Below are 20357 nucleotides of genomic sequence, written 5' to 3'. Positions count from 1 at the left end.
GATCAGGAGGCGGCGGTCGGGACCCACCGCTGGCTGGCCCGCCCGTCGCAGCCGTTCTGCACGATCCGGGCCCCCCGGGTGGTGGAACTCCCGGCGACGTCCAAGCACTTGCCGCTGTGGACGGCGGTCAGCCGGAAGGCGGTGCCGTCCGCCGTGACCTGCCATCGCTGCCCTGGTTCCTCCGAGCAGGTCGTGTGCACGGCGGCGGCCCCGTCCGCGGTGGAGGCCTCGGCCACGGCCACGCAGCGCCCGCTGGACTTGATCTTCATCTGGTAGCCGCTCTTGGCGTCGCCGGTCAGGGTGAAGCGCTGGTTGGTGTAGTTGCCGCCGTCCCACTGGACCAGATGGTCCCCGCTGGTCGGCTTGTCCAGCGCCAGCCCGGAGTTGACGTTGTCGATCTTGTAGGTGCGGCCGGAGACGATCGGCCCCGGGGTGGGGGTCGGAGTCGGGGTCGGGGTGGGAGTCGGCGTGGGGGTGGGGCCGGGGCCGCCGTCGCCCTTGGCGTGGCAGGTGCCGGTGACCGAGTCGGTGAACGTCCGCCCGGCGACCGGCTTGAAGGCGAAGGAGTAGCCGGTGGAGGACAGGTCGAACCGGCCGATGCCGAAGGTCTTGTTGTCGAACTTCTCCGAAGTGGCCGAGGACTTGCCGGTGCTGGAGTAGAGGGCGCGCCCGCCGGTGCCGATGACGAACGGGCGGATGCCGTTGGCGGTGTCCTTGCGGCCGTCGGCCATCGACGGGGCGAAGCGCTCGTAGTGGTGGTCGTGGCCGGTGACGACCACATCGGCCTTGTAGTCGGTCAGGGCCTTGTAGAGCGGGGAGGTGCCGCTGCTGTCGCCGTGGTCGCCGGAGGAGAACCGGGCGTGGTGCCAGTACGCCAGGGTGCACGGCTTTCCGCTGGCCGCGAGGTCGGCCCGCAGCCACTTCTCCTGGGTGCTGCCGGCGCTCATCGAGATGTTGGAGTTCAGCGCCACCAGGTGCCAGTCGCCCACGTCGAAGCTGTAGTACCCCTTGCCCTTGCCGCCGGTCTCGACGTTCTTGCCGCCGTAGTAGTCGAAGTACCCGGAGGCGCCGCTGGTCTTGTACTCGTGGTTGCCGGGCGTGGGGCGGACCAGGGAGTTGAAGCGGCCCCAGTAGCGGTCGTAACTCCCGTTGAACTCCGACAGCTTGCCCGACTCGTAGGCGTTGTCACCGGCCGTGATCACGGCGGCGGGCGCCATGGCGGCCACCACCTCGGCCGTCTGGTTGCAGGCGGTCCCGCAGATGTCGCCGGCCGCCGCCAGGGTCACCGTGTCGGCGGCGAGCGGCCGTTCGCCCGCCTGGTACGCGTCGATGGCGAAGTGGCTGCCCGGTGCGGTGAGCGCGGGCTCGACGGTGACGCACTCGCCCTCGAAGGCGCGGGTGTGGAAGGCCCTTCCCGCCCCGGTCCCGGCCGTGAGGGTCTGCTCGCCGCCGCGGGACCCCCGGAGGGTGACGGTGTCCGTGCCGCGCAGGTCGAGCGCGTCGAACCGGACCCGCAGCCAGCGCGCACCGCCGTCGCAGATCCGGCGGGCGCCGAGGGCCTGCCGGTCACCGGTGCGGCCGGCCACCTCCGTACGGCTGAAGTGAGCCGCCTGTTGCTTCAGTTGGGGCACCTCGGCGGTCGCGGAGCCGGACAGCGCCGCCGGGGCGGGTGCGCCGGACGCGGTGTCGCGGGCGGTCAGGGAGTGGGCGGCGGTCAGTCCACCGCCGGTCAGGACGAGGGCCGTGGCCGCGGCGAGCAGATACCGCGCCGAGGACGGCGGACGTGATCGGGAAGTGCCCATGCTGAGACCTCCGTGGGGGGTGGGGGACGGGGACGCCGCCGCCACCCGCCGGGCGTGCACCTTCCGGGCCGGGGCGCGGCCATGGCGGGGAACGTACTGCTCCGGTCACCGCCCTGACAGTGCGGAGCGGCGGGGGAGCGGCAACTCTCCGGACAGCCGGTCCGCGCCGAACTCCCTGACCCTCCGCGGGAGTGGTCGGCCAGGGGCTCCGGGACGCCGGGTCCGCCCAGGTGGGAGGGGGGTCCGGGGGCCCGGCCTGGGACGCTCGCGCGCTCCGGCCGCCGAGAGGGGCGCGGCCGACCGGCCGTACGGCGCCGGACATCCAGAGAATTGCGGCGGGCGGTTCGGTGGAGGCACGACCGGTCCGCCGGGGAGCGGGAGGGGTGAGCGAAGGGCGCCGGCGTGGGGGCGTCGGTAGGTGACACCCCGGGGCGCCGACGAGGGTGGGCGAGGGCGGGCGTGCTGGTGGGGCCCGGCGGTGGGTACGGGGTGTGCGGGGCGGCTCAGCCCCACTGCCACCGGATGCCGTGGATGCCCGGGACCGGTGAGGCGGCGACATGCTGGACGACACCCGAGGAGCCGGGATACAGCTCGTACGTCTCCTCCCGCGAGGCCGACACCTTGGCGCGGTGGAAGTACAGCACCCGGGCCGGCAGCGCGGCCGGGTCGAAGACGACCTCCTGCACCAGCTCTGGTGGGCTGGTGCGGACCCGCAGATCCGCGACGGTGGACCGGACGCCCGGCGGGAAGCGGACCGTGTGAGCCACGCGGACGCACTGGCCCGCCCGCAACTCCCGGTCCAGCAGCAGTTCATAGGCCATGAACCCGCTGTCCGGGTCGAACCGCTGCCGACCGGGGCGGCACGCATGGGTGTCGGTCACCCGTGGACTGGAGCGCAGCTCCGGCTCGTGCAGGGCGACCACCACCCGCCGTACGCCGTCCCGGGTGGCGCGCAGGGTCCGGTGCCGGACGATCCCCGCGTGGCACCGCTCGGCGTCCACCAGGGCCGCGTGGTACGCGCTGAGCGGCACGAAGGCGTGCAGATCGAGCGGGGTGGCGTCGATCATGGCCAGCACCGCCACGAACGCGGCGGGGTGGTCCCAGACCTGCTTGGTGCTCAGGGAGCCCGGGCTCTGGCGCAGATGCGGGCCCCGGGGCCGCGGCGGTCCGATGAGCGCCAGCAGCGACCCGGTCGGCAGCCCGAGGATCTCCTCCAGCGCCACCACCGCCTGCAGCGACTCCGGCCGCTCCGGCTGGTTCTCGCCGCGCTGCCAGTAGCTGAGTGCCGTGGTGCTGACCCGCACCCCCCGCTGCTGGAGCCGGTAGCGGAGGCGCTCCAGGGTCAGTCCGCTGTTCCGGATCGCCAGGGACAGCGCCTGGCTGAACGGCCCGTCGCCGAAGGCCCGTAGCCACTCCTCGCCGCCCGGCGGGCGGATGACCGCGCCGCGTCCCGCCGGCCCGTCCGGACCCGGTCTCGTCGTGTCGCGCACGGCGCCTCCCGCTGACCCGAAGGACTGTGGTGGATCGCCCGGCCCCTGTCAATGGTGGCCCGCCCCGCCGGCTGTCGCGGCGAGGCCCCTAGGGTGGCCGGTATGGCGATTCCCGACTTCCTCCGCGAGATCCGGACCACCCTCGGGCACCAGCTGCTCTTCCTGCCCGGGGTCTCGGCCGTGGTGCTGGACGACGGGGGCCGGGTGCTGCTGGGGCGGCGGTCGGACACCGGCCGCTGGTCGATCATCGGCGGCATCCCGGAGCCGGGGGAGCAGCCCGCCGAGGCGATCGTGCGCGAGGTGTACGAGGAGACCGCCGTCGACTGCGTCGCCGAGCGGGTGGTCCTGGTGCAGACCCTGGACCCGGTCACCTATCCGGGCGGCGACCGGTGCCAGTACCTGGACATCTGCTTCCGCTGCCGGGCCACCGGCGGCGAGGCCCGGGTCAACGACGACGAGTCGCTGGAGGTCGGCTGGTTCCGGCCGGACGCCCTGCCGCCGATGCGGGAGTACGAGACCTTCCGGATCAAGCAGGCGCTCGCCGACGCCCCGACCTGGTTCGAGAGCCCTTCCTGAGTCCTGATCCAGAGCCCCGCTCGGCGCCTACTCGGCGGTGCCGGCCCGCGGGCGGGCCCGCAGGTGGGCACGCTCGCCCTGGCGGCCGAACAGGCTGAGGAACTCCACCGGTTTGGCGTCCGCCGAGCCGAACCAGTGCGGCACCCGGCAGTCGAACTCGGCGGCCTCCCCGGGGGTCAGCACCAGGTCGTGCTCGCCGAGGATCACCCGCAGCCGCCCGTCGAGCACATACATCCACTCGTAGCCGTCATGGGTCTTCGGCTCGCGCTCCTCCTCCGCGGTCCGGCCGGGCAGGATCAGCTTGTACGCCTGGATGCCGCCGGGGCGCCGGGTCAGCGGGACCATGGTGCGGCCGTGCTGGGTCACCGGGCGCATATGGATCCGCGGGTCCCCGGTCGGCGGGGCGCCGACCAGCTCGTCCAGCGTCACCCCGTGCGCGCGGGCCAGCGGCAGCAGCAGCTCCAGGGTGGGCCGGCGGTCCCCGGACTCCAGCCGGGACAGGGTGCTCACCGAGATGCCGGTCGCCTCCGACAGGGCGGCCAGGGTGCTCTCCCGGCGCTTGCGCAGCGCGCGGAGCCGGGGCCCCACCAACTCCAGGGTCTGGTCCGGTTCGATGTCCATGCCCACCAGCTTGCCACTTCGGCAACGCACTTTGCCAGGGGGTGGACGGACGGGGCACGGTCGGAGCCGGAGGTGGTCATGGTGACCGACGAGACGAACGGCATCAGCGGTGCGTACGACGTGGTGGTGGTCGGTGGCGGTGCCGCCGGACTGAGCGGGGCGCTTACTCTGGCCCGCGCCCGGCGCTCGGTCCTGGTGGTCGACGCGGGCGAGCCGCGCAACGCCCCGGCGACCGGGGTGCACGGGCTGCTGGCGCTGGACGGGGTACCCCCGGCCGAGCTGCTGGCGCGCGGCCGCGAGGAGGTGCGCGGCTACGGCGGCCGGGTGGTGCGCGCAGAGGTGAGCGGCGCGGTACGGGACGGGGACGGGTTCACCGTCTCGCTGGCCGGCGGCGGGAGCGTCCGGGCCCGCCGGCTGCTGGTGACCGCCGGGCTGGTGGACCGGCTGCCCCCGGTGCCGGGGCTGCGGGAGCGGTGGGGCCGGGATGTGCTGCACTGCCCGTACTGCCACGGCTGGGAGATCCGGGACCGGGCCGTCGGCGTGCTCGCCACCGGGCCGAACTCCCCGCACCAGGCGCTGCTGTTCCGGCAGTGGACCGCGGATGTGGTGTACCTCGCCCATGACACGGTGCCGCCCGCCGGTGAGGAGGCCGAGCGGCTGGCCGCGCGGGAGATCACCGTGGTCACCGGCGAGGTGGCGGCCGTGGAGAGCGCCGGGGACCGGCTGACCGGGGTACGGCTCGCCGACGGCACGGTGGTGGCCCGCCAGGCGCTCGCGGTGGCCACCCGGATGGAGGCCCGGGCCGGGTTCCTCGCCGGTCTCGGGCTGCGGACGGTGGAGCACCCGGCCGGGTTCGGCGAGCACCTGGTGACCGACCCGACCGGCCGCACCGAGGTGCCCGGGGTGTGGGCGGCCGGCAATGTCACGGACCTGTCCGCCCAGGTCGGCGCCGCCGCCTCGGCCGCCGCCTTCGCGGCCGCCCAGCTCAACTTCGACCTGGTGACCGAGGAGACGGACCGGGCCCTCGCCGCGCATCGCGCCGCGGCACCGGTGTGAGCCGTACGGCCGCTCCCGGTAACCCGGGCGGCCGGGTCAGGGCAGGCGGGTGCGGAGCAGGCGGTGGAGGGCCCAGCGGGCGGGGAGGGCGTAGGCGGCGAGGGCCGGGGCGGGGCCGGTCAGCCGCAGCACCGTCCGCGTACCGCCGCCCGGCCCCGGGCGGACCTCGTGGCGCAGGCGCAGGCGGACCGGGCCCAGCCGTACCCGCCAGCTCCAGGACCGGTCCGCCTCGTCCACCGACTCCACGGTGAAGGCGGCCCGGATCCCGAGCCAGGACACCACCTCGCCGCGCAGCCCGGGCCGGATCCGCTCCGCGTCCGTGCGCACCGCCCTGATCTGCGGCGACCAGCAGGACCACAGCCTCGGCGCGGTGTAGCGCCGCCACACCTCGCCGGGCGGGGCCGGGCCGGTCGCGTGGAGCGTCAGCGACGCCACCGGCCGGCTCCGCACCGCCGAGCGCTCATCCGGTGGTCCCCTGCAGGAACTCGACCAGCGCCTTGCCGGGGCGCAGGGCCACCGCGCCGTCCTCCGCGTGGAAGTCGCCGAACCCCAGCAGGGCCACCGTCCGGCCCGCCCGGATGGCCTCGGCGATCGACCCGGAGTGCTCCACGGTGCCGAACAGCGCGTCGATCACCCGCCCCACCTCCTCCGGCCCGAGGCCGCCACCGTCCTCCGCGGCCTTGCGGACCGTGGCCTCGATCAGCCCGGACCTGTCCATGGCTCACCCGTCCCTCACTGCGTCGTCCCGCCCGTCCCGTTCCCGGCCATCGTGGCACCGGCCGCCCGGGCCCGCCCGCAGCCCTACGCCGCCCGGTGGACGGCCGGCGCCCTTCGCCGGACGGTCGCCCGAGTTGCGGTGGCCGGGCGGCGCCTCAGGATGGGCGGCGGCGCGGTCGGGCCGGGTGAGGAAGGTCCGGGCGGCGCCCGACGGGAAGGACGGACGCTGTGCCGATCTGTACGACACGTGACGGGGTGGACCTCTTCTACCAGGACTGGGGGCGGGGGCGGCCGGTGGTCTTCATCCACGGCTGGCCGCTCAACGGCGACGCCTGGCAGGACCAGATGAAGGCGGTCGCGGACGCCGGCTACCGCGCGGTGGCCCACGACCGCCGGGGCCACGGCCGCTCCGCCCCGGTGTTCGACGGCTACGACTTCGACACCTTCGCCGACGACCTCAACGACCTGCTCACCGCGCTCGACCTGCGGGACGCCACCCTGGTGGGCCACTCGATGGGCGGCGGCGAACTGGCCCGCTACATCGGCCGGCACGGCACCGGACGGGTCCGCTCCGCCGTGCTGCTGTCGGCGATCCCCCCGCTGATGCTCCAGGGCCCGGACAACCCGGAGGGCGTACCGGAGGAGGTCTTCGACGGGCTGCGGAAGGGCATCCTGGACGAGCGCTCGCAGTTCTGGCGGGAGACCGCGGTCGGTTTCCTGAGCGCGAACCGCGAGGGCACCAGGGCGACCCAGGGCAACCAGGACGCGTTCTGGTACATGGCCATGGCGCAGCGGATCGAGGGCGGGGTGCGCTGTGTGGACGCCTTCGCCTACACCGACTTCCACGCCGACCTGGCGGCGTTCGACGTGCCCACCCTGGTGGTGCACGGCGACGACGACCAGATCGTGCCGATCGACGCCACCGGCCGCAAGGCCGCCGAACTGATCGCGGACGCCACCCTGAAGGTCTACGAGGGCGGCTCGCACGGCATCGCGATGGTGCCCGGCGACAAGGCGCGGTTCAACGCCGATCTGCTGGAGTTCCTCGGCCGGTGATCCCGCCGATCGGACGCCTGCCGGAGGCGGTCGCGGTGCGGTCCGGCGCGTCCCCCGCGCGGGTCGGACCGCACCGCGACCGGGTCAGCCGGCCGCCCCCGCCCCCACCGGGCCGTCGAGCGGGGCGGCGAGGACGTCGGTGATCCGGATGAACCCGTCCGCCCCGTGGCCGAGCCCGATGGCCCGGCGCGCCATCCCCTCCGCCGCGCGCATCACCCCGCTGTCGATGCCGCGCGCCTCGGCGGTGTGGACGATATGCGCCATGGAGGAGACCGCGGAGGTCAGCGGGTTGCCCTCGCCGGCGAACCGGCCCTCGTCCAGCTCGGCCGCGGTCTCCTCGAACAGCGGCGGCAGGATGGCGGCGATGCCCTGGGCGAAGGGCGCGAGTTCACGGGCGCCCACCCCCTCCGCCCGGGCCAGCGCCAGCGCGTGGGTCCACCCGGCCATCGCGGTCCAGAAGACGTCCAGCAGCGCCAGGTCGTACGCCGCCGCCCGGCCGATGTCCTCGCCGAGGTGGGTGTGGGCGCCGCCCAGCGCCGCCAGTACCGGCCGGTGCTCCTCGTAGAGGTCCTCGGGCCCGCTGTGCAGGAAGACGGCGTGCCCGGTGCCGATGGTGGTGGTCGGCGTCATGATGGCCCCGTCCAGGTAGCGGACGCCGTGCGCGGCCGCCCAGCCGGCGGTCTCCCGCGCCCGGTCCGGGGTGTCGGCGGTGAGGTTGACCACGGTGCGCCCCGTGAGCGCCGCCGCGACCTCCTCGGACCGCAGCACCGCGTCCGCCGCGTCGTAATTGACCACGCAGACCACGGTCAGCGGGCTCGCGGCGACCGCCTCGGCGGCGGTTGCCGCCCCGGTGGCGCCGCGCTCCAGCAGCTCCCGGTCCCGGCCGGGCGTACGGTTCCAGACCGTGGTGCGCACCCCGGCCGCCAGGAAGGCGCCGGCCAGCGCCCGGCCCATCGGGCCGAGCCCGAGCACGGTGACGGAGGGGGAGGAGTGGGGGGTGCCGGGCAGTGACATGCTGGGGAGCTCCTAGCTGAACGGGTACGAGTACGCGTGGGTACGACGAAGGGGGCGCGTGATGACACGGAGCCGTGCCGAGGATCCGGACGTCTGCGGAGTGACGGCGGCGATCGCCGTGATCGACGGCAAGTGGAAGACGGCCCTGCTGTGGCTGCTGGAATCCGGTCCGCGACGCCCGGGGCAACTGCGCCGGGAACTGCCCGGGCTCAGTGAGAAGGTGCTGACCGCCACACTCCGCGAGATGGCGGGGGACGGCCTGGTCGAGCGGGAGGTGCACGATGTGCTGCCGCCGAAGACGGTCTACTCGCTCACGCCGTTCGGCCGTGAGCTGAGCGAGGCGCTCGCCCCGCTCTCCGACTGGGGGCACCGCCGGCTGGAGGTCCTCGCCGAGGCCCGCCGGTCCTCCTGATCCCCATTCCCCGCCGCCCCCTCTTTCGGTGCTCGATCCCTTGCGGGTTCCAGTCTCATACGGGCGGCGCGGGCCGCCAAGTACCCACAAAAAGGTGGGTACCCGGGCGGCCCGCGCCGGGATCGGGGGCTGCGGGGCTCAGGGCGCGGGGGTGTGGCTGGAGACCACGCGGAACAGCCGGGGCTGCACATCGGTGGCGATCTTCGCCGCCTGGTCCATATGGACCCGCGCCTCGGGGTTCTCCAGCATGGCGCGGTAGTGCTCCTCGGTCTCCCACTGGGCGTAGTTGACGACCCGTTCGCCGTCCAGGCTGACGTGGAAGTTGGCGCGGAGGAAACCGGGCTGGTGCCGCATGGTCTCCTCGGTGGCCCGGCCGAGGAGGTCGAGCAGTTCCTGCCGTCGGTCGGGCGGCACGGTGAAGACGTTGATCAGCGTCGCCACCGGGCGGTCGCCGACGATGTTCGCGGTAACGGTCATGGGGAGTGGGTTCCCCTTACCGGGGGTGGGGGAGCGGTACGCGGCGGTAGTCCCCCGCGCGGCGCAACCCGGCGCGGGGGACTACCGGCGTACGAGGCGGTGTGCCCGCTCAGTGGCCGGCGGGACCGGTCCCGCCGGCCGGACTCCTCGGCGTACCACCGCTCTGCCCGCTCAGCCTCCCGCGACCAGCCCCGGCAGCCGGTCCAGCGCCGCGCGCAGCTCCCCGGCCGGCAGCCCGCCGCCCTGGGCCAGCACCGGCGAACCGCCGCCGCGCCCGTGCAGCAGCTCCTTGACCAGCGTCCCGGCGTTCAGCCCGGCCGCCCGCCCGGCCTCGTTCAACGCCACCACCACACTGCCGGAGGCGGCGCCCACCGCCGCCACCCCCGGGTGGGCGGCGGGCAGCCGGTCCCGTACCGCCTGGGCCAGAGCGCGCGGCTCCTCGCCGTCCTCGGCCACGGCGGTCACCACCCGCGTACCGCCGGCCTCCACCGCCTGGCCGGCGAGTGCGGCCGCGCGCTCCAGCACGGCCCGCTGCCGCAGCCGGGCGTTCTCCCGGTCGGCCGCCTTCAGCCGGTCCAGCAGCCCCGCGATCCGCTCCGGCAACTCCGCCCGGGGCGCGCCCAGTTGCTCGGCGATCCGGGAGACCAGATCCCGCTCCCGGGCCAGATAGCCGAACCCCTCCACCCCGACCGCCGCCTCGATCCGGCGCATCCCGGCGCCCACCGAGCCCTCCGAGGTCAGCGCCACCGTGCCGATCTGCGAGGCGTGGCCGACATGGGTGCCGCCGCACAGCTCCCGAGACCAGGCCCCGCCGATCTCGACCACCCGCACCTGCTCCCCGTAGGTCTCGTCGAACAGGGCCAGCGCGCCCAGCTCCTTGGCCTCCGGCAGCGTCATCCACCGCACGTCCACCGGCAGATCGCGGCGCAGCGCCCGGTTGGCCGCCTCCTCCACCTCACCGCGCACGTCCGCGGAGAGGCCGCCGCGCCAGGGGAAGTCCAGCCGCAGATAGCCGGGGCGGTTGTACGAACCGGCCTGCAGCGCCGTGGGGCCCAGCACCTCCCGCAGCGCGGCGTGCAGCACATGGGTGCCCGAGTGGGCCTGCCGGGCGCCCAGCCGCCACTCGGGGTCCACCGCCGCGTGCACGGTGTCGCCGGGCGCCAGCTCACCGCCGGTGACCCGCACCTGATGGGCGACCAGCCCGGGCAGCGGCCGCTGGACATCCAGCACCTCCGCCTCCCCGGAGGCCGAGGACAGCCGGCCGGCGTCGCTCTCCTGGCCGCCGGACTCCGCGTAGAACGGCGAGCGGTCCAGCACCACGGTGGCGATCTGCCCGGCCGCCGCCACCGGCAGCGGCCCCTCGGCGCCCAGCACCGCCAGCACCCGGGACTCGGTGGTCAGCGACTCCCAGGCCACCCAGTCGGTGGGGCCGTGCGCGTCCAGCACCGCACGCAGCGCCGACGTGTCCGCGGAGCCGCCGGACTTGCGGGCCCGGGCGTCCGCCCTGGCCCGCTCCCGCTGCTCGGCCATCAGCGCGGTGAACCCCTCCCGGTCCACCTCCACACCCTGCTCGGCCGCCATCTCCAGGGTCAGGTCTACCGGGAAGCCGTAGGTGTCGTGCAGCAGGAAGGCCTGCGCCCCGGGCAGTGAACGCCCGCCCTCCGCCTTGACCTTGGCCACCGCGGTGTCCAGTACGGCGGTGCCCTGGCGCAGGGTGGCCCGGAAGGCGTCCTCCTCGCCGTACGCCTGGTCGGCGATCCGCGCGAACTGCTCGGCCACCTCCGGGTAGCTCGGCGCCATGCAGTCCCGGGAGACCGGCAGCAGCTCGGGCAGCGCCGGGTCCTGGTAGCCGAGCTGGCGCATCGAGCGCACCGCCCGGCGCAGGATGCGGCGCAGGACGTAGCCGCGGCCCTCGTTGCCCGGGGCCGTCCCGTCGGCCAGCAGCATCAGCGCGGTGCGGACGTGGTCGGCCACCACCCGCAGCCGTACGTCGGCGGCCGGGTCCGCCCCGTACCGCACGCCCGCGAGCGCGGCGGCCCGGTCCAGCACCGGCCGGGTCTCGTCGGTCTCGTAGAGGTTGTCCACGCCCTGGAGCAGGGTCGCCATCCGCTCCAGCCCCATCCCGGTGTCGATGTTGCGGCGCGGCAGCTCGCCCAGGATCGGATAGCCGGACTTGCCGGTCCCCTCACCCCGCTCGAACTGCATGAAGACCAGGTTCCAGAACTCCATGAACCGGTCCTCGTCCACCGCCGGGCCGCCCTCCCGGCCGAACGCCGGGCCCCGGTCGTAGTACAGCTCGGAGCACGGACCGCACGGCCCGGGCACCCCCATCGACCAGAAGTTGTCCTCGTCGCCCCGGGCCACGATCCGGGCGTCCGGCAGCCCGGAGATCCGCCGCCACAGCGCCCGTGACTCCTCGTCCGAGTGGTGCACGGTCACCCAGATCCGCTCCGGGTCCAGCCCGTAGCCGCCGTCCGCCTGCGCGGCGGTCGACAGCTCCCAGGCGAAGGCGATCGCCTCCTCCTTGAAGTAGTCGCCGAGCGAGAAGTTCCCGTTCATCTGGAAGAAGGAGCCGTGCCGGGTGGTCTTGCCGACCTCCTCGATGTCCAGGGTGCGCACGCACTTCTGCACACTGGTCGCCCGCGGCCAGGGCGCGGCGCTCTCCCCGGTCAGATACGGCTTGAACGGCACCATTCCCGCGTTGACGAACAGCAGCGTCGGATCGGGGGTCGGCAGCGGCGCGCTGGGCACGATCGTGTGGCCACGGGCGGCGAAGAAGTCCAGGAAGCGGGTGCGGATCTCGGCGGTGCGCAAGAGGTGCTCCGAAGGGTGGTCGGAAGGTGGGGGAGGGGGGAGGCGCCCTCGGCAGCCATCAGGCGGCTCCGGCGCCCGTCATCAGGCGGCTCGGCTCGGCGCCGTCGTTCAGGCGGCTCCGGCCAGGGCGGCCGGGCTCCCGGCGGCCACCGGCCGCAGCGCGGCGTACTCCAGCGGCGCGGAGGGGTCGATCGACACCTCCAGCGGCGCGGGCTCGGCGCCCGCCCGGACCAGCAGGTCGCCGACGGCCGCGATCATGGCGCCGTTGTCGGTGCACAGCCCCATCCGCGGCACCCGCAGGGTGATCCCGGCCGCCGCGCAGCGCTCCTCGGCCAGCGCCCGCACCCGCGAGTTGGCGGCCACCCCGCCGACCACCACCAGGGTCGAGACGCCGTACGCCGCGCAGGCCGCCAGCGCCTTGCGGGTCAGCACATCGGCCACCGCCTCCTGGAGCGAGGCGGCGCCGTCGGCGACCGGCAGCGGGGTGTCCCCGTGCCGCTCGGCCCAGCGGGCGGCGGCCGTCTTCAGCCCGGAGAAGGAGAAGGCGTACGGGTCGTCCCGCGGCCCGGTCAGCGGGCGGGGGAACGCCACCGCCGCCGGGTCGCCGTCCCGGGCCGCCCGGTCGATGGCCGGCCCGCCCGGATAGGGCAGCCCGAAGACCCGTGCCACCTTGTCGAAGCACTCCCCGGCCGCGTCGTCCACGGTGTCCCCGAGGTGCAGGATCGGGTCCCGGACCAGGTCGCGCACCAGCAGCAGCGAGGTGTGGCCGCCGGAGACGATCAGCACCACGCAGGGGTCGGGCAGCGGGCCGTGCTCCAGGGTGTCCGCCGCCACATGCCCGGCCAGATGGTGCACCCCGTACAGCGGCGCCCCGATCGCGTACGCCAGGGTCTTCGCCCCGGCCAGCCCGACCTGGAGCGCCCCGGAGAGACCGGGCCCGGTGGTGACGGCGACCGCGTCGATGTCGGCCAGTCGCAGCCCGGCCTGGTCCAGCGCCTCGCGGACCACCGGGTTCAGCGCGTGCAGATGGGCCCGGGCGGCGATCTCCGGCACCACCCCGCCGTACCGGGCGTGCTCGTCCATGCTCGACGCCACCGCGTGGGCGAGCAGCCGCCCCTCGCTGACGATCCCGGCACCGGTCTCGTCGCACGATGACTCGATGCCCAGCACGATGCGTCCCGCCGCCACGCGCTCACCCTCTTCCGCTCGCTCTTCTGCCTCTCCATGGTAGTTGCAAGCCATGTGCAACAAGCGGCGCGGTGGTACGGCCGCTCCGGGGGTACCCGGCGCCCGTACCGGGAAGGGAGGCCCGCCCATGAGCCATCGGCCCGACGCGCCCGAGCGGCTGGAGGAGACCGTGCTCCACCTGCTCGACCAGCGCGCCGAGAACGCCACGATCTGCCCTTCCGACGCCGCCCGCGCCGCCCACTCCGGCTCCGGCGACGGCTGGCGGGCCCTGATGGACCCCGTCCGCGAAGCCGTCCGCCGCCTGGCCGCCGCCGGCCGGGTCGAGGTGGTCCAGCACGGCGAGGTGGTGGACATGGAGACCGCCCGCGGCCCCATCCGGGTGCGGAAGGCGTCCGGGAAGGGGGACTAGCGGGGGACTAGCAGGGCTTCCGCCAGGGGTCCAGGTCCAGGCGCTTGCGCATGGAGGACAGGCCCAGGGCGCGGGCCTCGCCGCAGAAGTCGTCGTTCTTCAGGGCGTACTCGACATGGAAGACGGCCTTCCCGGCCCGGATGAACGGGGTGAGCGCGGCGCACTCGTCGTACTGGGCGCACTCCTCGTTGACGGCGAAGTCGTAGAGCCCCACCAGTTGGGGGATCTGCGGCAGGTCGTTCTTCAGGCCGATGGCCAGTCCGCGGGCGTGCGCGGCACGGGCCAGCATGCGGTTGTAGGCGAGCTGGTGCCCGGCGGTCAGCGGAAAGCCGGTGTCATGGAGGTAGCCGTCCACCAGATCCGGCTCCACCGCGTCGAACCCCTTGTCGCGGCATAGGTCCAGACGCCGCTCCATCAGGGGCTTCAGCTCGTCCAGCCGGCGGATGTCCAGCCAGCGCTCCCCCGGCCAGCCGTTGCCCTCGCCGCGCAGCGACTCCGGGAAGTCCCCGGCGTCCGGGCGGAACTCCTCCCAGGCACCGGCATTGATGTAGCAGATGACCCGCCGTCCGTCCCGGTGCAACCGGGCCACGTCCTCGGCGGTGTTGGCGAAGGCGTCGATGTCGTACACCGGGACGTCCACACTCGGATCGACCCGCCCGTCCAGCTGCCACTGCCAGGGCGTCCCCGGCTTCGGCTGCCAGCGCGCCCGGGCCGGCTTCGAGGGGCTGGGGGTCCGAGAAGCGGATGGGGAGGAAGCCGAGGGGGTCCGGGAGGGGGTAGGGGCCGGTGGGGAGGCGGACGGGGAGGTGGAGGGAGAAGAGGTGGAGGGCGAAGAGAGGGAGGGAGAAGGGGTCGGGGCCGGGGCAGGGGAGGAGCAGCCGGGCAGGGCGAGCAGCGCCAGTGCGGTGAGCAGGGCGGCGAGCGGGGCCAGGGCCCCGGAGGTGCGGTTCACCGCACCCCGCTGGGGCCGGCGGCCAGGGGCTCGGCGGCGATCGAGGCCCAGAGGGCGGTCACCGAGTCGGCCAGGGTGTGGCGGGGCGCCCAGCCGAGGGCGGCGCGGGCGGCCGAGATGTCGGAGCACTGCCAGCCGACGGCGGCCGAGCGGGCCGAGCCGGAGGCGGTCTCCTCGACCCGGCCGGTGAAGCCGGAGGACCGGACCAGAGCGTGCACCAACTCCCGTACCTCCACGGCCTGTCCGGCGCTGATGTTGAGCAGGGGAGGGAGCGGCCCCGGGTGGGTGGCGGCCAGTGCCGCGGCCTCGGCCAGGTCGCGGACGTCCACGAAGTCCCGGTACGGGGAGAGGTCGCCGACCCGCAGCACCGCGTCCGGCCCGGGGCCCGAGCGCAGCAGGGCGCGGGCCACCGAGCCGGGCAGCCCGGCGGCCGGGGCGCCCGAGCCGACCGGGTTGCCGACCCGCAGCACCACCGCGTCAAGGCCGGAGGCGGCCACCGCCACGGTGCCGGCCAGCTTGGTGGCACCGTAGGGGGCGGCCGGGCGGGTGGGCGCGTCCTCGCGGACCCGTTCGCCCGGCCGCCCCGGCCCGTACTCCGCCGCCGAGCCGAGGTGGACCAGCCGGGCGGCCGGTGCCGCCTCCCGCAGGGCGGCGCAGAGCACCGCCGGGCCGCGGGCGTTGACCTCGGCCAGCACCACCGGGTCCCCGCCGACCGCGCCGGCGCAGTTGACCACCGCGTCCGGGGCGAGCGCGGCGAGCGCCTCGGCGAGCGGGCCGGGGCGGGCCGTGGCGAGGTCCACCGGCAGGTCGGCGCCGGGTGAGCGGCCGCCGTACAGCGGCCGGGCGCCCGGCAGGGCGCTCAGCCGCTCGGCGATATGACCGCCCAGATAGCCGGTGGCGCCCAGGACCAGGATGCGCATGACGTGCTCAGGCTCCCCTCAACAGCAGCGACTGGTGGGTGGTGAACTCCGCGTTGGCGCGGTCGTAGTCGTCGGGCCGCCCGATGTCGAGCCAGTAGCCGTCGAACTCGTAGGCCGCGGGCGGGTTTCCGACGCCCAGCAGATCGAGGATCAGTTCGTCGAAACCGAGCGGCAGGCCCGGTGTGTAGCGGTTCAGGGTGTCCCGCGACACCGCGTACACCCCCATGGACACCCGGCAGTCCATGCTCGGCTTCTCCCGGAAGCCGACGACCTTCCCGGCCTCGGTGGTGAGCACCCCGAAGTCGATGTGCACCTTGCGCTGGTAGGTGGCGATGGTCAGCGGCGCGGTCCCGGCGGCGTGCCGGCGCACCAGGTCGGCGTAGTCCAGGTCGGTGAGGATGTCGCCGTTCATCACCAGGAAGTTCTCCGGCAGCCGCTCCCTGATGGTGAGCAGCGGGCCGATGGTGCCGAGCGGGCTCTCCTCGGTGGAGTAGTCGATGTCCAGCCCCCAGCGGGCGCCGCTGCCGACATAGGCCCGGATGATCTGGCCGAGGTGGCCGATGGCCAGGGTGCAGCTGGTGAACCCGGCCGCCGCCAGCTGGCGCAGCACGATCTCCAGGATCGCGTGCTGGTCCCCGATGGGCACGAGGGGCTTGGGCAGCGCGGTGGTGTACGGACGCAGCCGGACGCCCTTGCCCCCGGCGAGTATCACTGCGTGCATGGGAAGCCTCCTTGGTCGCGAACGGGTCGTGCGGGGTGGGTGGTACGAGGGTGGTGAGGATTAACTGACGATGCGTCAGATGTTGTAGATGTCGGTCTTGTAGCGGGCCAGGTTGGCCGGATCGCGGAAGAACTCCACGGTCCGGGCCAGTCCGTCCTCCAGGTCGTGCGCCGGGGCCCAGCCGGTGGCCTCGCGCAGCCGGGTGGCGTCGGCGACCAGCCGCATCACCTCGGAGGCCGCCGGACGCAGCCGCTGCTCGTCCTCCCGGACGTCGAGGTCGGCGGACATCACCTTGCCGATCAGCCGGACCAGGTCGCCGACCGATATCTCGCCCCCGGTACCGGCGTTGAAGGTCCGGCCCACCACCTGCTCGGCGGGCGCGGTGCCCACCGCGAGGAAGGCGGCGGCGGTGTCGGCGACGAAGCAGAAGTCCCGGGTCGGCCGCAGGTCGCCCAGGGTGATGGTGCGCGAGCCGGCCGCCACCTGCCCGATCACGGTGGGGATCACCGCCCGCATGGACTGGCGGGGGCCGTAGGTGTTGAAGGGGCGCAGGGTCACCACGGGGGTGTCGAAGCTGGCGTGGTAGCTGTCCGCCAGCCGGTCCCCGCCGGCCTTGGAAGCGGCGTACGGGGACTGGGTGTTGATCGGGTGGTCCTCGGTGATCGGCACGGTCTGCGCGGTCCCGTAGGTCTCGCTGGTGGAGGTGTGCACCAGCCGCGGGGTGCCCAGCGCCCGGACCGCCTCCAGCACGTTGAGGGTGCCGGTGACATTGGTGTCCACATAACTGTGCGGCGCCTGGTAGGAGTACGGGATCGCGATCAGCGCGGCCAGATGGTAGACGGCGTCCGCGCCCTCGGCGAGCGCCCGCACCGAGCCGGGGTCGCGGACGTCGCCGAGCACGATCTCCACCTGGTCCAGCACCTCCTTGGGCAGCACCTCCAGCCAGCCGTAGGAGGAGAAGGAGTTGTACTGCGCCATGGCGCGCACCCGGTGGCCGGAGGCGACCAGGGCCTGGACGAGGTGGGAGCCGATGAAGCCGTCGGCGCCGGTGACCGCGGCGAGCGGGCTGGAGGTCATGAGCGGGATCCTCGATTCGGTAGGAGACGTCATCGCGAGAGCGGGCGGTCGGTGCGGCTCAGACGTGCGCGGAGGGGCGGCCCAGCAGGCGTACGGCGACGGCGGCCAGTAGCGCCGCCGCGCCGGTACACACCAGCCAGGCCCAGGGCCAGGGGGAGCCGCCCAGGGTGATGCCCTCGCCGCTGGACCAGGCCGGGCCCGCGGTGGCCGCGGCGATCGCCGCCGCGGCCGGCAGGCAGATCGCCGCGGTCGGCCAGGCGGTGCCGAACGCCTGGAGCAGCAGCGCGATCCACAGCACCGCGGCCAGCGCGACCAGCCCTACCGGATCCGCCCCGGTGAGCAGCGCGGCCGGGATCAGCGGCACCAGGTAGAGGCCCAGGCAGAGGGCGAGCGTCCGCACGGTACGGAGCACGAAGCCGCGCACGGTGGTGGAGGCCCGCAGCGCCGCCACCGACAGGCCCCGGAAGCGGTAGAGCAGCCACTCGGCCGGGCCCATGCTGACCGTCAGCGCCACCACGGCCAGCGGGTGCCCGGCGCCCGCGGTGAGCACCAGCACCCCGGCCGCCAGCCCGAACAGCCCGTACGGGAGGGAGGGCAGATACGGGACGCGGGGGCCGTCCCCGGCCGGGTCGGCCCGCAGGGCGCCGGCCACCACGAAGGCCGCCACCGCCGCGGCCGCCGCCACGGTGGCCAGCACCAGCGCGATCCGCAACAGCGGGCCCGGCTCCCACCAGGGCAGCGCCGCCGCCCCGCCGGCCAGCGGGGCCAGCACCGCCAGCAGCGAGCGCTCGCGGCCCAGCACCAGCAGCACCCCGGCGGCCGCCAGGTACACCGACTGGGCCAGCGCCGCCCAGAGCACCACCGGGTGCGCACCGGCCACCGCCAGCGCCGACCCGGTGGCCAGCGCCGCGCCGAGCGGCGCCCCGGTGAGCAGCACCAGCCCGGCCTCCCGGCGCCCCGCGTTCAGCCGGACGTAGGTGCGGTGGCCCAGCCCCTGCCCCCAGGCCCAGGACACCAGCCCGGCGACCACCAGGCCGGGCACCGCCCCGGTGCCCCGCAGCAGCGGCGCCACCAGCAGATACGCCAGCCCGGGCAGGGCGAACAGCACCCCGCGCAGCATGCAGCGCACATGGTCCGGCGCCCAGGCGTCGGCCCCCACCGGCGGGTCCGGGAAGGAGCGCGGCACCCGCCGGTAGAGGTCCTCGGCCAGCGAGAACAGGTCGGGGTGGCCGTAGCGCTCCCGTATCTGCTCGCCCGTCAGCCCCTCGGACTCCAGCAGCGCCGCCACCTCGTAGGGGTGCACCGCGCTGCCCGCCCGGTCGGCCATCTCCGCTGCCAGCTCGTCCACCGGTCCGGCGACCCGCAGCGTCACCGTGTCGCTGTCCAGGGTGTGCCCGGCGGCCCGGCGGCTCATCCGGCCACGCTCCTCGGCCCGGCGGCGCTCCCGGCACCGGCCCCCGCCGGGGCGTGCGGCCGGGCGGCCGGGCCGTACGGATTCCCGGGCGGCGCCGCGGCCCCGTACCCGGTCCCGGCGGCGGCGGTCCGCGCGGCGGTGACGAGCCCGGGCGGCGTCCCGGCGGCCAGCTCCCGGTAGATCGCGCGGAAGGTGTCCACGGTCTGCCGCAGGGTGAACTGCTCGATCACCCGCAGCCGGGCCGCCTCGCCCATCGCCGCCCGGCGCGGCGGGTCCGCCAGCAGGGTGAGGGCGGCCTCCGCCATCGCCCGCGGGTCGCGCGGCGGGACCACCAGACCGGTGTCCCCGACCGCCTCCCGCACCCCGCCCACATCGGTGGAGACGGTGGCCCGGCCGCAGGACATCGCCTCGATCAGGGTGAACGGGAAGCCCTCGCTGATGCTGGAGAGCATCACCACACTGCCCGCCGCGTAGGCGTCCCGGATGTCGTCCACCCGGCCCTCGAACGCCACCGCCTCGCCGAGCCCCAGCGAGCGGGCCAGCTCCTCGCAGCTCTCCCGGTAGGCCTCGCCGCCCCGAGGGGTGCCGCCGAACATCCGCAGCCGGGCCGCCGGTACCCGCTCGCGGACCACGGCGAACGCCCGGATCAGGGTCTGAAGGTCCTTGATCGGGTCCACCCGGCCCGCCCAGCTGAGCACCGGCCCGGCCGGCTCCGGCCCGGCGGCGGGGAAGGCGGCCGGGTCCACCCCGTTGTAGACGGTGCGGATCAGCGCCGGGTCGGCGCCGCCCTGCTCCTCCCACAGCCGGTTGTAGCGGTTGCCGGGGGTGATCAGCGCGGCCCGCCGGTAGGTCTCCCCGGCCAGCATCCGGTAGAAGCCCAGCAGCACCGCCTTCACCGGCCAGCGGTAGGGCGAGCTGCGGTAACTCAGGTACCGCTCCCGCAGATAGACCCCGTGCTCGGTCAGCAGCAGCGGCACCCCGTGCTCGTGCAGCCCTACCAGACCGGGCAGCACGGCTATCCCGCCGCTGACCGCGTGGGAGACCCCGGTGCGCGGCGGCTCGGCGGCCAGCGGGCGCAGCGCGTGCTCCAGCAGACTGGTCGCGGTCACCGCGTCGTGCAGGGTCGGCCGGGCCTCGCGTACCTCCAGGCCCGGGCGGTTCCACACCCCGGCCAGCACCCGCACCGCCTTGTCCGAGCGGAGCGCCGGGCTGAGCAGCCCGTCCCGGGCGGCCGCCGCCAGGACGTAGAGCGCGGGCCCGAAGCCCTCCTCCTCGGCCGGGTCGAGCAGCGCGGCGAGGAAGTGCTCGTAGGCGCTCATCAGGGTGCGCTCGCGGCGGCCGCGCGGCGGCGAACCGGGCGGCGCCGGGCCCCACATGGGCACCGAGACCACCTCGGCGACCTGCGGGGGCAGCTCCCAGGCGAGCGGTTCGCGGCCGTTGCCGGTGACCGCCATGACATGGAAGGCCAGATCGGGCATGCCCTGGACGAGCTGGTCGCACCAGACGCTGACCCCGCCGTGGCTGTGCGGGTAGGTACCTTCGGTGAGCAGGGTGACGTGCGCCGCGCCAGGGTGGGGCGCGCCGGACTGAACGTGCATGGTGGTGCTCCGCGGCAGCAGGGGCCGGCCTGTGGTTCCCCCA

At 74.9% G+C, this 20357-nt stretch carries 20 protein-coding genes; 5 read left to right on the top strand and 15 right to left on the bottom strand.

Annotation, left to right across the window (positions count from 1 at the left end):
• Window positions 1-2 precede the first annotated feature (2 nt).
• Window positions 3-1802, bottom strand: coding sequence for an RICIN domain-containing protein (locus ABZ945_RS21340; protein WP_361271715.1), 1800 nt, complete (start codon window positions 1800-1802; stop codon window positions 3-5).
• A gap of 503 nt (window positions 1803-2305) precedes the next feature.
• Entirely contained in the window at window positions 2306-3292 is a 987-nt protein-coding gene (locus tag ABZ945_RS21335) for a hypothetical protein (protein WP_361271713.1), read from the bottom strand.
• A gap of 102 nt (window positions 3293-3394) precedes the next feature.
• Here ABZ945_RS21335 and ABZ945_RS21330 point away from each other — a divergent pair, with 102 nt between their 5' ends.
• Window positions 3395-3868 carry an NUDIX domain-containing protein gene (locus tag ABZ945_RS21330; RefSeq protein ID WP_361271710.1) on the top strand — a complete coding sequence of 158 codons (474 nt, stop codon included), beginning with the start codon at window positions 3395-3397 and terminating at the stop codon, window positions 3866-3868.
• 27 nt (window positions 3869-3895) lie between these two features.
• Here the strand turns inward: ABZ945_RS21330 and ABZ945_RS21325 are convergent, their stop codons facing one another.
• Window positions 3896-4489 carry an XRE family transcriptional regulator gene (locus ABZ945_RS21325; RefSeq protein WP_361271708.1) on the bottom strand — a complete coding sequence of 198 codons (594 nt, stop codon included), beginning with the start codon at window positions 4487-4489 and terminating at the stop codon, window positions 3896-3898.
• A gap of 78 nt (window positions 4490-4567) precedes the next feature.
• Between ABZ945_RS21325 and ABZ945_RS21320 the strand changes: the two genes are divergently transcribed.
• Window positions 4568-5545 carry an NAD(P)/FAD-dependent oxidoreductase gene (locus ABZ945_RS21320; RefSeq protein WP_361271705.1) on the top strand — a complete coding sequence of 326 codons (978 nt, stop codon included), beginning with the start codon at window positions 4568-4570 and terminating at the stop codon, window positions 5543-5545.
• Window positions 5546-5581: 36 nt separating this feature from the next.
• Here the strand turns inward: ABZ945_RS21320 and ABZ945_RS21315 are convergent, their stop codons facing one another.
• Together ABZ945_RS21315 and ABZ945_RS21310 are read right to left on the bottom strand one after the other, a co-directional pair.
• Entirely contained in the window at window positions 5582-5980 is a 399-nt protein-coding gene (locus tag ABZ945_RS21315; protein WP_361271702.1) for an SRPBCC family protein, read from the bottom strand.
• A gap of 25 nt (window positions 5981-6005) precedes the next feature.
• Window positions 6006-6263 (bottom strand): hypothetical protein, encoded by a 258-nt coding sequence (locus ABZ945_RS21310; protein ID WP_361271700.1) that lies wholly within the window; start codon window positions 6261-6263, stop codon window positions 6006-6008.
• Between the two features lie 227 nt (window positions 6264-6490).
• Between ABZ945_RS21310 and ABZ945_RS21305 the strand changes: the two genes are divergently transcribed.
• On the top strand, window positions 6491-7318 hold the full coding sequence (locus tag ABZ945_RS21305) for an alpha/beta hydrolase (protein ID WP_361271697.1): 828 nt from the start codon (window positions 6491-6493) through the stop codon (window positions 7316-7318).
• A gap of 84 nt (window positions 7319-7402) precedes the next feature.
• On the opposite strand, the gene ABZ945_RS21300 is transcribed toward ABZ945_RS21305, so the two are convergent.
• Complete coding sequence (locus tag ABZ945_RS21300; RefSeq protein ID WP_361271694.1) at window positions 7403-8332, bottom strand: NAD(P)-binding domain-containing protein; 930 nt, start codon at window positions 8330-8332, stop codon at window positions 7403-7405.
• A gap of 61 nt (window positions 8333-8393) precedes the next feature.
• Here ABZ945_RS21300 and ABZ945_RS21295 point away from each other — a divergent pair, with 61 nt between their 5' ends.
• Complete coding sequence (locus tag ABZ945_RS21295; RefSeq protein ID WP_361271691.1) at window positions 8394-8744, top strand: helix-turn-helix domain-containing protein; 351 nt, start codon at window positions 8394-8396, stop codon at window positions 8742-8744.
• Between the two features lie 138 nt (window positions 8745-8882).
• Here ABZ945_RS21295 and ABZ945_RS21290 read toward each other — a convergent pair whose 3' ends face one another.
• The 3 genes from ABZ945_RS21290 to tsaD form a co-directional block, all read right to left on the bottom strand.
• Window positions 8883-9221, bottom strand: coding sequence for an antibiotic biosynthesis monooxygenase family protein (locus ABZ945_RS21290; RefSeq protein WP_361271688.1), 339 nt, complete (start codon window positions 9219-9221; stop codon window positions 8883-8885).
• 171 nt (window positions 9222-9392) lie between these two features.
• The gene (alaS, locus tag ABZ945_RS21285; RefSeq protein WP_361271685.1) at window positions 9393-12035 is read right to left on the bottom strand and encodes an alanine--tRNA ligase; all 2643 of its coding nucleotides are present in this window, start codon (window positions 12033-12035) and stop codon (window positions 9393-9395) included.
• Window positions 12036-12143: 108 nt separating this feature from the next.
• On the bottom strand, window positions 12144-13223 hold the full coding sequence (gene tsaD, locus ABZ945_RS21280; protein ID WP_361271683.1) for a tRNA (adenosine(37)-N6)-threonylcarbamoyltransferase complex transferase subunit TsaD: 1080 nt from the start codon (window positions 13221-13223) through the stop codon (window positions 12144-12146).
• A 127-nt stretch (window positions 13224-13350) separates the two neighbouring features.
• On the opposite strand from tsaD, the gene ABZ945_RS21275 reads away from it, so the two are divergent.
• On the top strand, window positions 13351-13632 hold the full coding sequence (locus ABZ945_RS21275; RefSeq protein ID WP_361271680.1) for a DUF3253 domain-containing protein: 282 nt from the start codon (window positions 13351-13353) through the stop codon (window positions 13630-13632).
• A 7-nt stretch (window positions 13633-13639) separates the two neighbouring features.
• Here the strand turns inward: ABZ945_RS21275 and ABZ945_RS21270 are convergent, their stop codons facing one another.
• The 6 genes from ABZ945_RS21270 to pelF all read right to left on the bottom strand — a co-directional run bounded on the left by ABZ945_RS21270 (window position 13640) and on the right by pelF (window position 20314).
• On the bottom strand, window positions 13640-14584 hold the full coding sequence (locus ABZ945_RS21270; RefSeq protein WP_361271678.1) for an endo alpha-1,4 polygalactosaminidase: 945 nt from the start codon (window positions 14582-14584) through the stop codon (window positions 13640-13642).
• Window positions 14581-15504, bottom strand: a complete 924-nt coding sequence (locus tag ABZ945_RS21265) for an NAD(P)-dependent oxidoreductase (RefSeq protein WP_361271675.1) — start codon at window positions 15502-15504, stop codon at window positions 14581-14583. The genes ABZ945_RS21270 and ABZ945_RS21265 overlap by 4 nt, the downstream gene beginning before the upstream one ends.
• Window positions 15505-15511: 7 nt before the next feature.
• The gene (locus ABZ945_RS21260) at window positions 15512-16225 is read right to left on the bottom strand and encodes a sugar phosphate nucleotidyltransferase (RefSeq protein ID WP_361271672.1); all 714 of its coding nucleotides are present in this window, start codon (window positions 16223-16225) and stop codon (window positions 15512-15514) included.
• Between the two features lie 75 nt (window positions 16226-16300).
• On the bottom strand, window positions 16301-17302 hold the full coding sequence (locus tag ABZ945_RS21255) for an SDR family NAD(P)-dependent oxidoreductase (protein ID WP_361271669.1): 1002 nt from the start codon (window positions 17300-17302) through the stop codon (window positions 16301-16303).
• A gap of 58 nt (window positions 17303-17360) precedes the next feature.
• The gene (locus ABZ945_RS21250; protein ID WP_361271667.1) at window positions 17361-18716 is read right to left on the bottom strand and encodes a hypothetical protein; all 1356 of its coding nucleotides are present in this window, start codon (window positions 18714-18716) and stop codon (window positions 17361-17363) included.
• Window positions 18713-20314, bottom strand: a complete 1602-nt coding sequence (gene pelF / locus ABZ945_RS21245) for a GT4 family glycosyltransferase PelF (protein WP_361271665.1) — start codon at window positions 20312-20314, stop codon at window positions 18713-18715. Before pelF ends, ABZ945_RS21250 begins: the two co-directional genes overlap by 4 nt.
• Between the last annotated feature and the right edge of the window lie 43 nt (window positions 20315-20357).

This window comes from Streptomyces sp. NPDC046887 (assembly GCF_040644755.1).
Classification (GTDB): domain Bacteria; phylum Actinomycetota; class Actinomycetes; order Streptomycetales; family Streptomycetaceae; genus Streptomyces; species Streptomyces lichenis.
This window is presented reverse-complemented; position numbering and strand designations above follow the sequence as displayed.

Coding starts and splice junctions, on each gene's coding strand:
- ABZ945_RS21340 (WP_361271715.1), bottom strand. CDS start 1,802: ATGGGCACTTCCCGATCACGTCCGCCGTCCTCGGCGCGGTATCTGCTC.
- ABZ945_RS21330 (WP_361271710.1), top strand. CDS start 3,395: ATGGCGATTCCCGACTTCCTCCGCGAGATCCGGACCACCCTCGGGCAC.
- ABZ945_RS21325 (WP_361271708.1), bottom strand. CDS start 4,489: ATGGACATCGAACCGGACCAGACCCTGGAGTTGGTGGGGCCCCGGCTC.
- ABZ945_RS21320 (WP_361271705.1), top strand. CDS start 4,568: ATGGTGACCGACGAGACGAACGGCATCAGCGGTGCGTACGACGTGGTG.
- ABZ945_RS21310 (WP_361271700.1), bottom strand. CDS start 6,263: ATGGACAGGTCCGGGCTGATCGAGGCCACGGTCCGCAAGGCCGCGGAG.
- ABZ945_RS21300 (WP_361271694.1), bottom strand. CDS start 8,332: ATGTCACTGCCCGGCACCCCCCACTCCTCCCCCTCCGTCACCGTGCTC.
- ABZ945_RS21295 (WP_361271691.1), top strand. CDS start 8,394: ATGACACGGAGCCGTGCCGAGGATCCGGACGTCTGCGGAGTGACGGCG.
- ABZ945_RS21290 (WP_361271688.1), bottom strand. CDS start 9,221: ATGACCGTTACCGCGAACATCGTCGGCGACCGCCCGGTGGCGACGCTG.
- ABZ945_RS21275 (WP_361271680.1), top strand. CDS start 13,351: ATGAGCCATCGGCCCGACGCGCCCGAGCGGCTGGAGGAGACCGTGCTC.
- ABZ945_RS21265 (WP_361271675.1), bottom strand. CDS start 15,504: ATGCGCATCCTGGTCCTGGGCGCCACCGGCTATCTGGGCGGTCATATC.
- ABZ945_RS21260 (WP_361271672.1), bottom strand. CDS start 16,225: ATGCACGCAGTGATACTCGCCGGGGGCAAGGGCGTCCGGCTGCGTCCG.
- ABZ945_RS21255 (WP_361271669.1), bottom strand. CDS start 17,302: ATGACCTCCAGCCCGCTCGCCGCGGTCACCGGCGCCGACGGCTTCATC.
- ABZ945_RS21250 (WP_361271667.1), bottom strand. CDS start 18,716: ATGAGCCGCCGGGCCGCCGGGCACACCCTGGACAGCGACACGGTGACG.
- pelF (WP_361271665.1), bottom strand. CDS start 20,314: ATGCACGTTCAGTCCGGCGCGCCCCACCCTGGCGCGGCGCACGTCACC.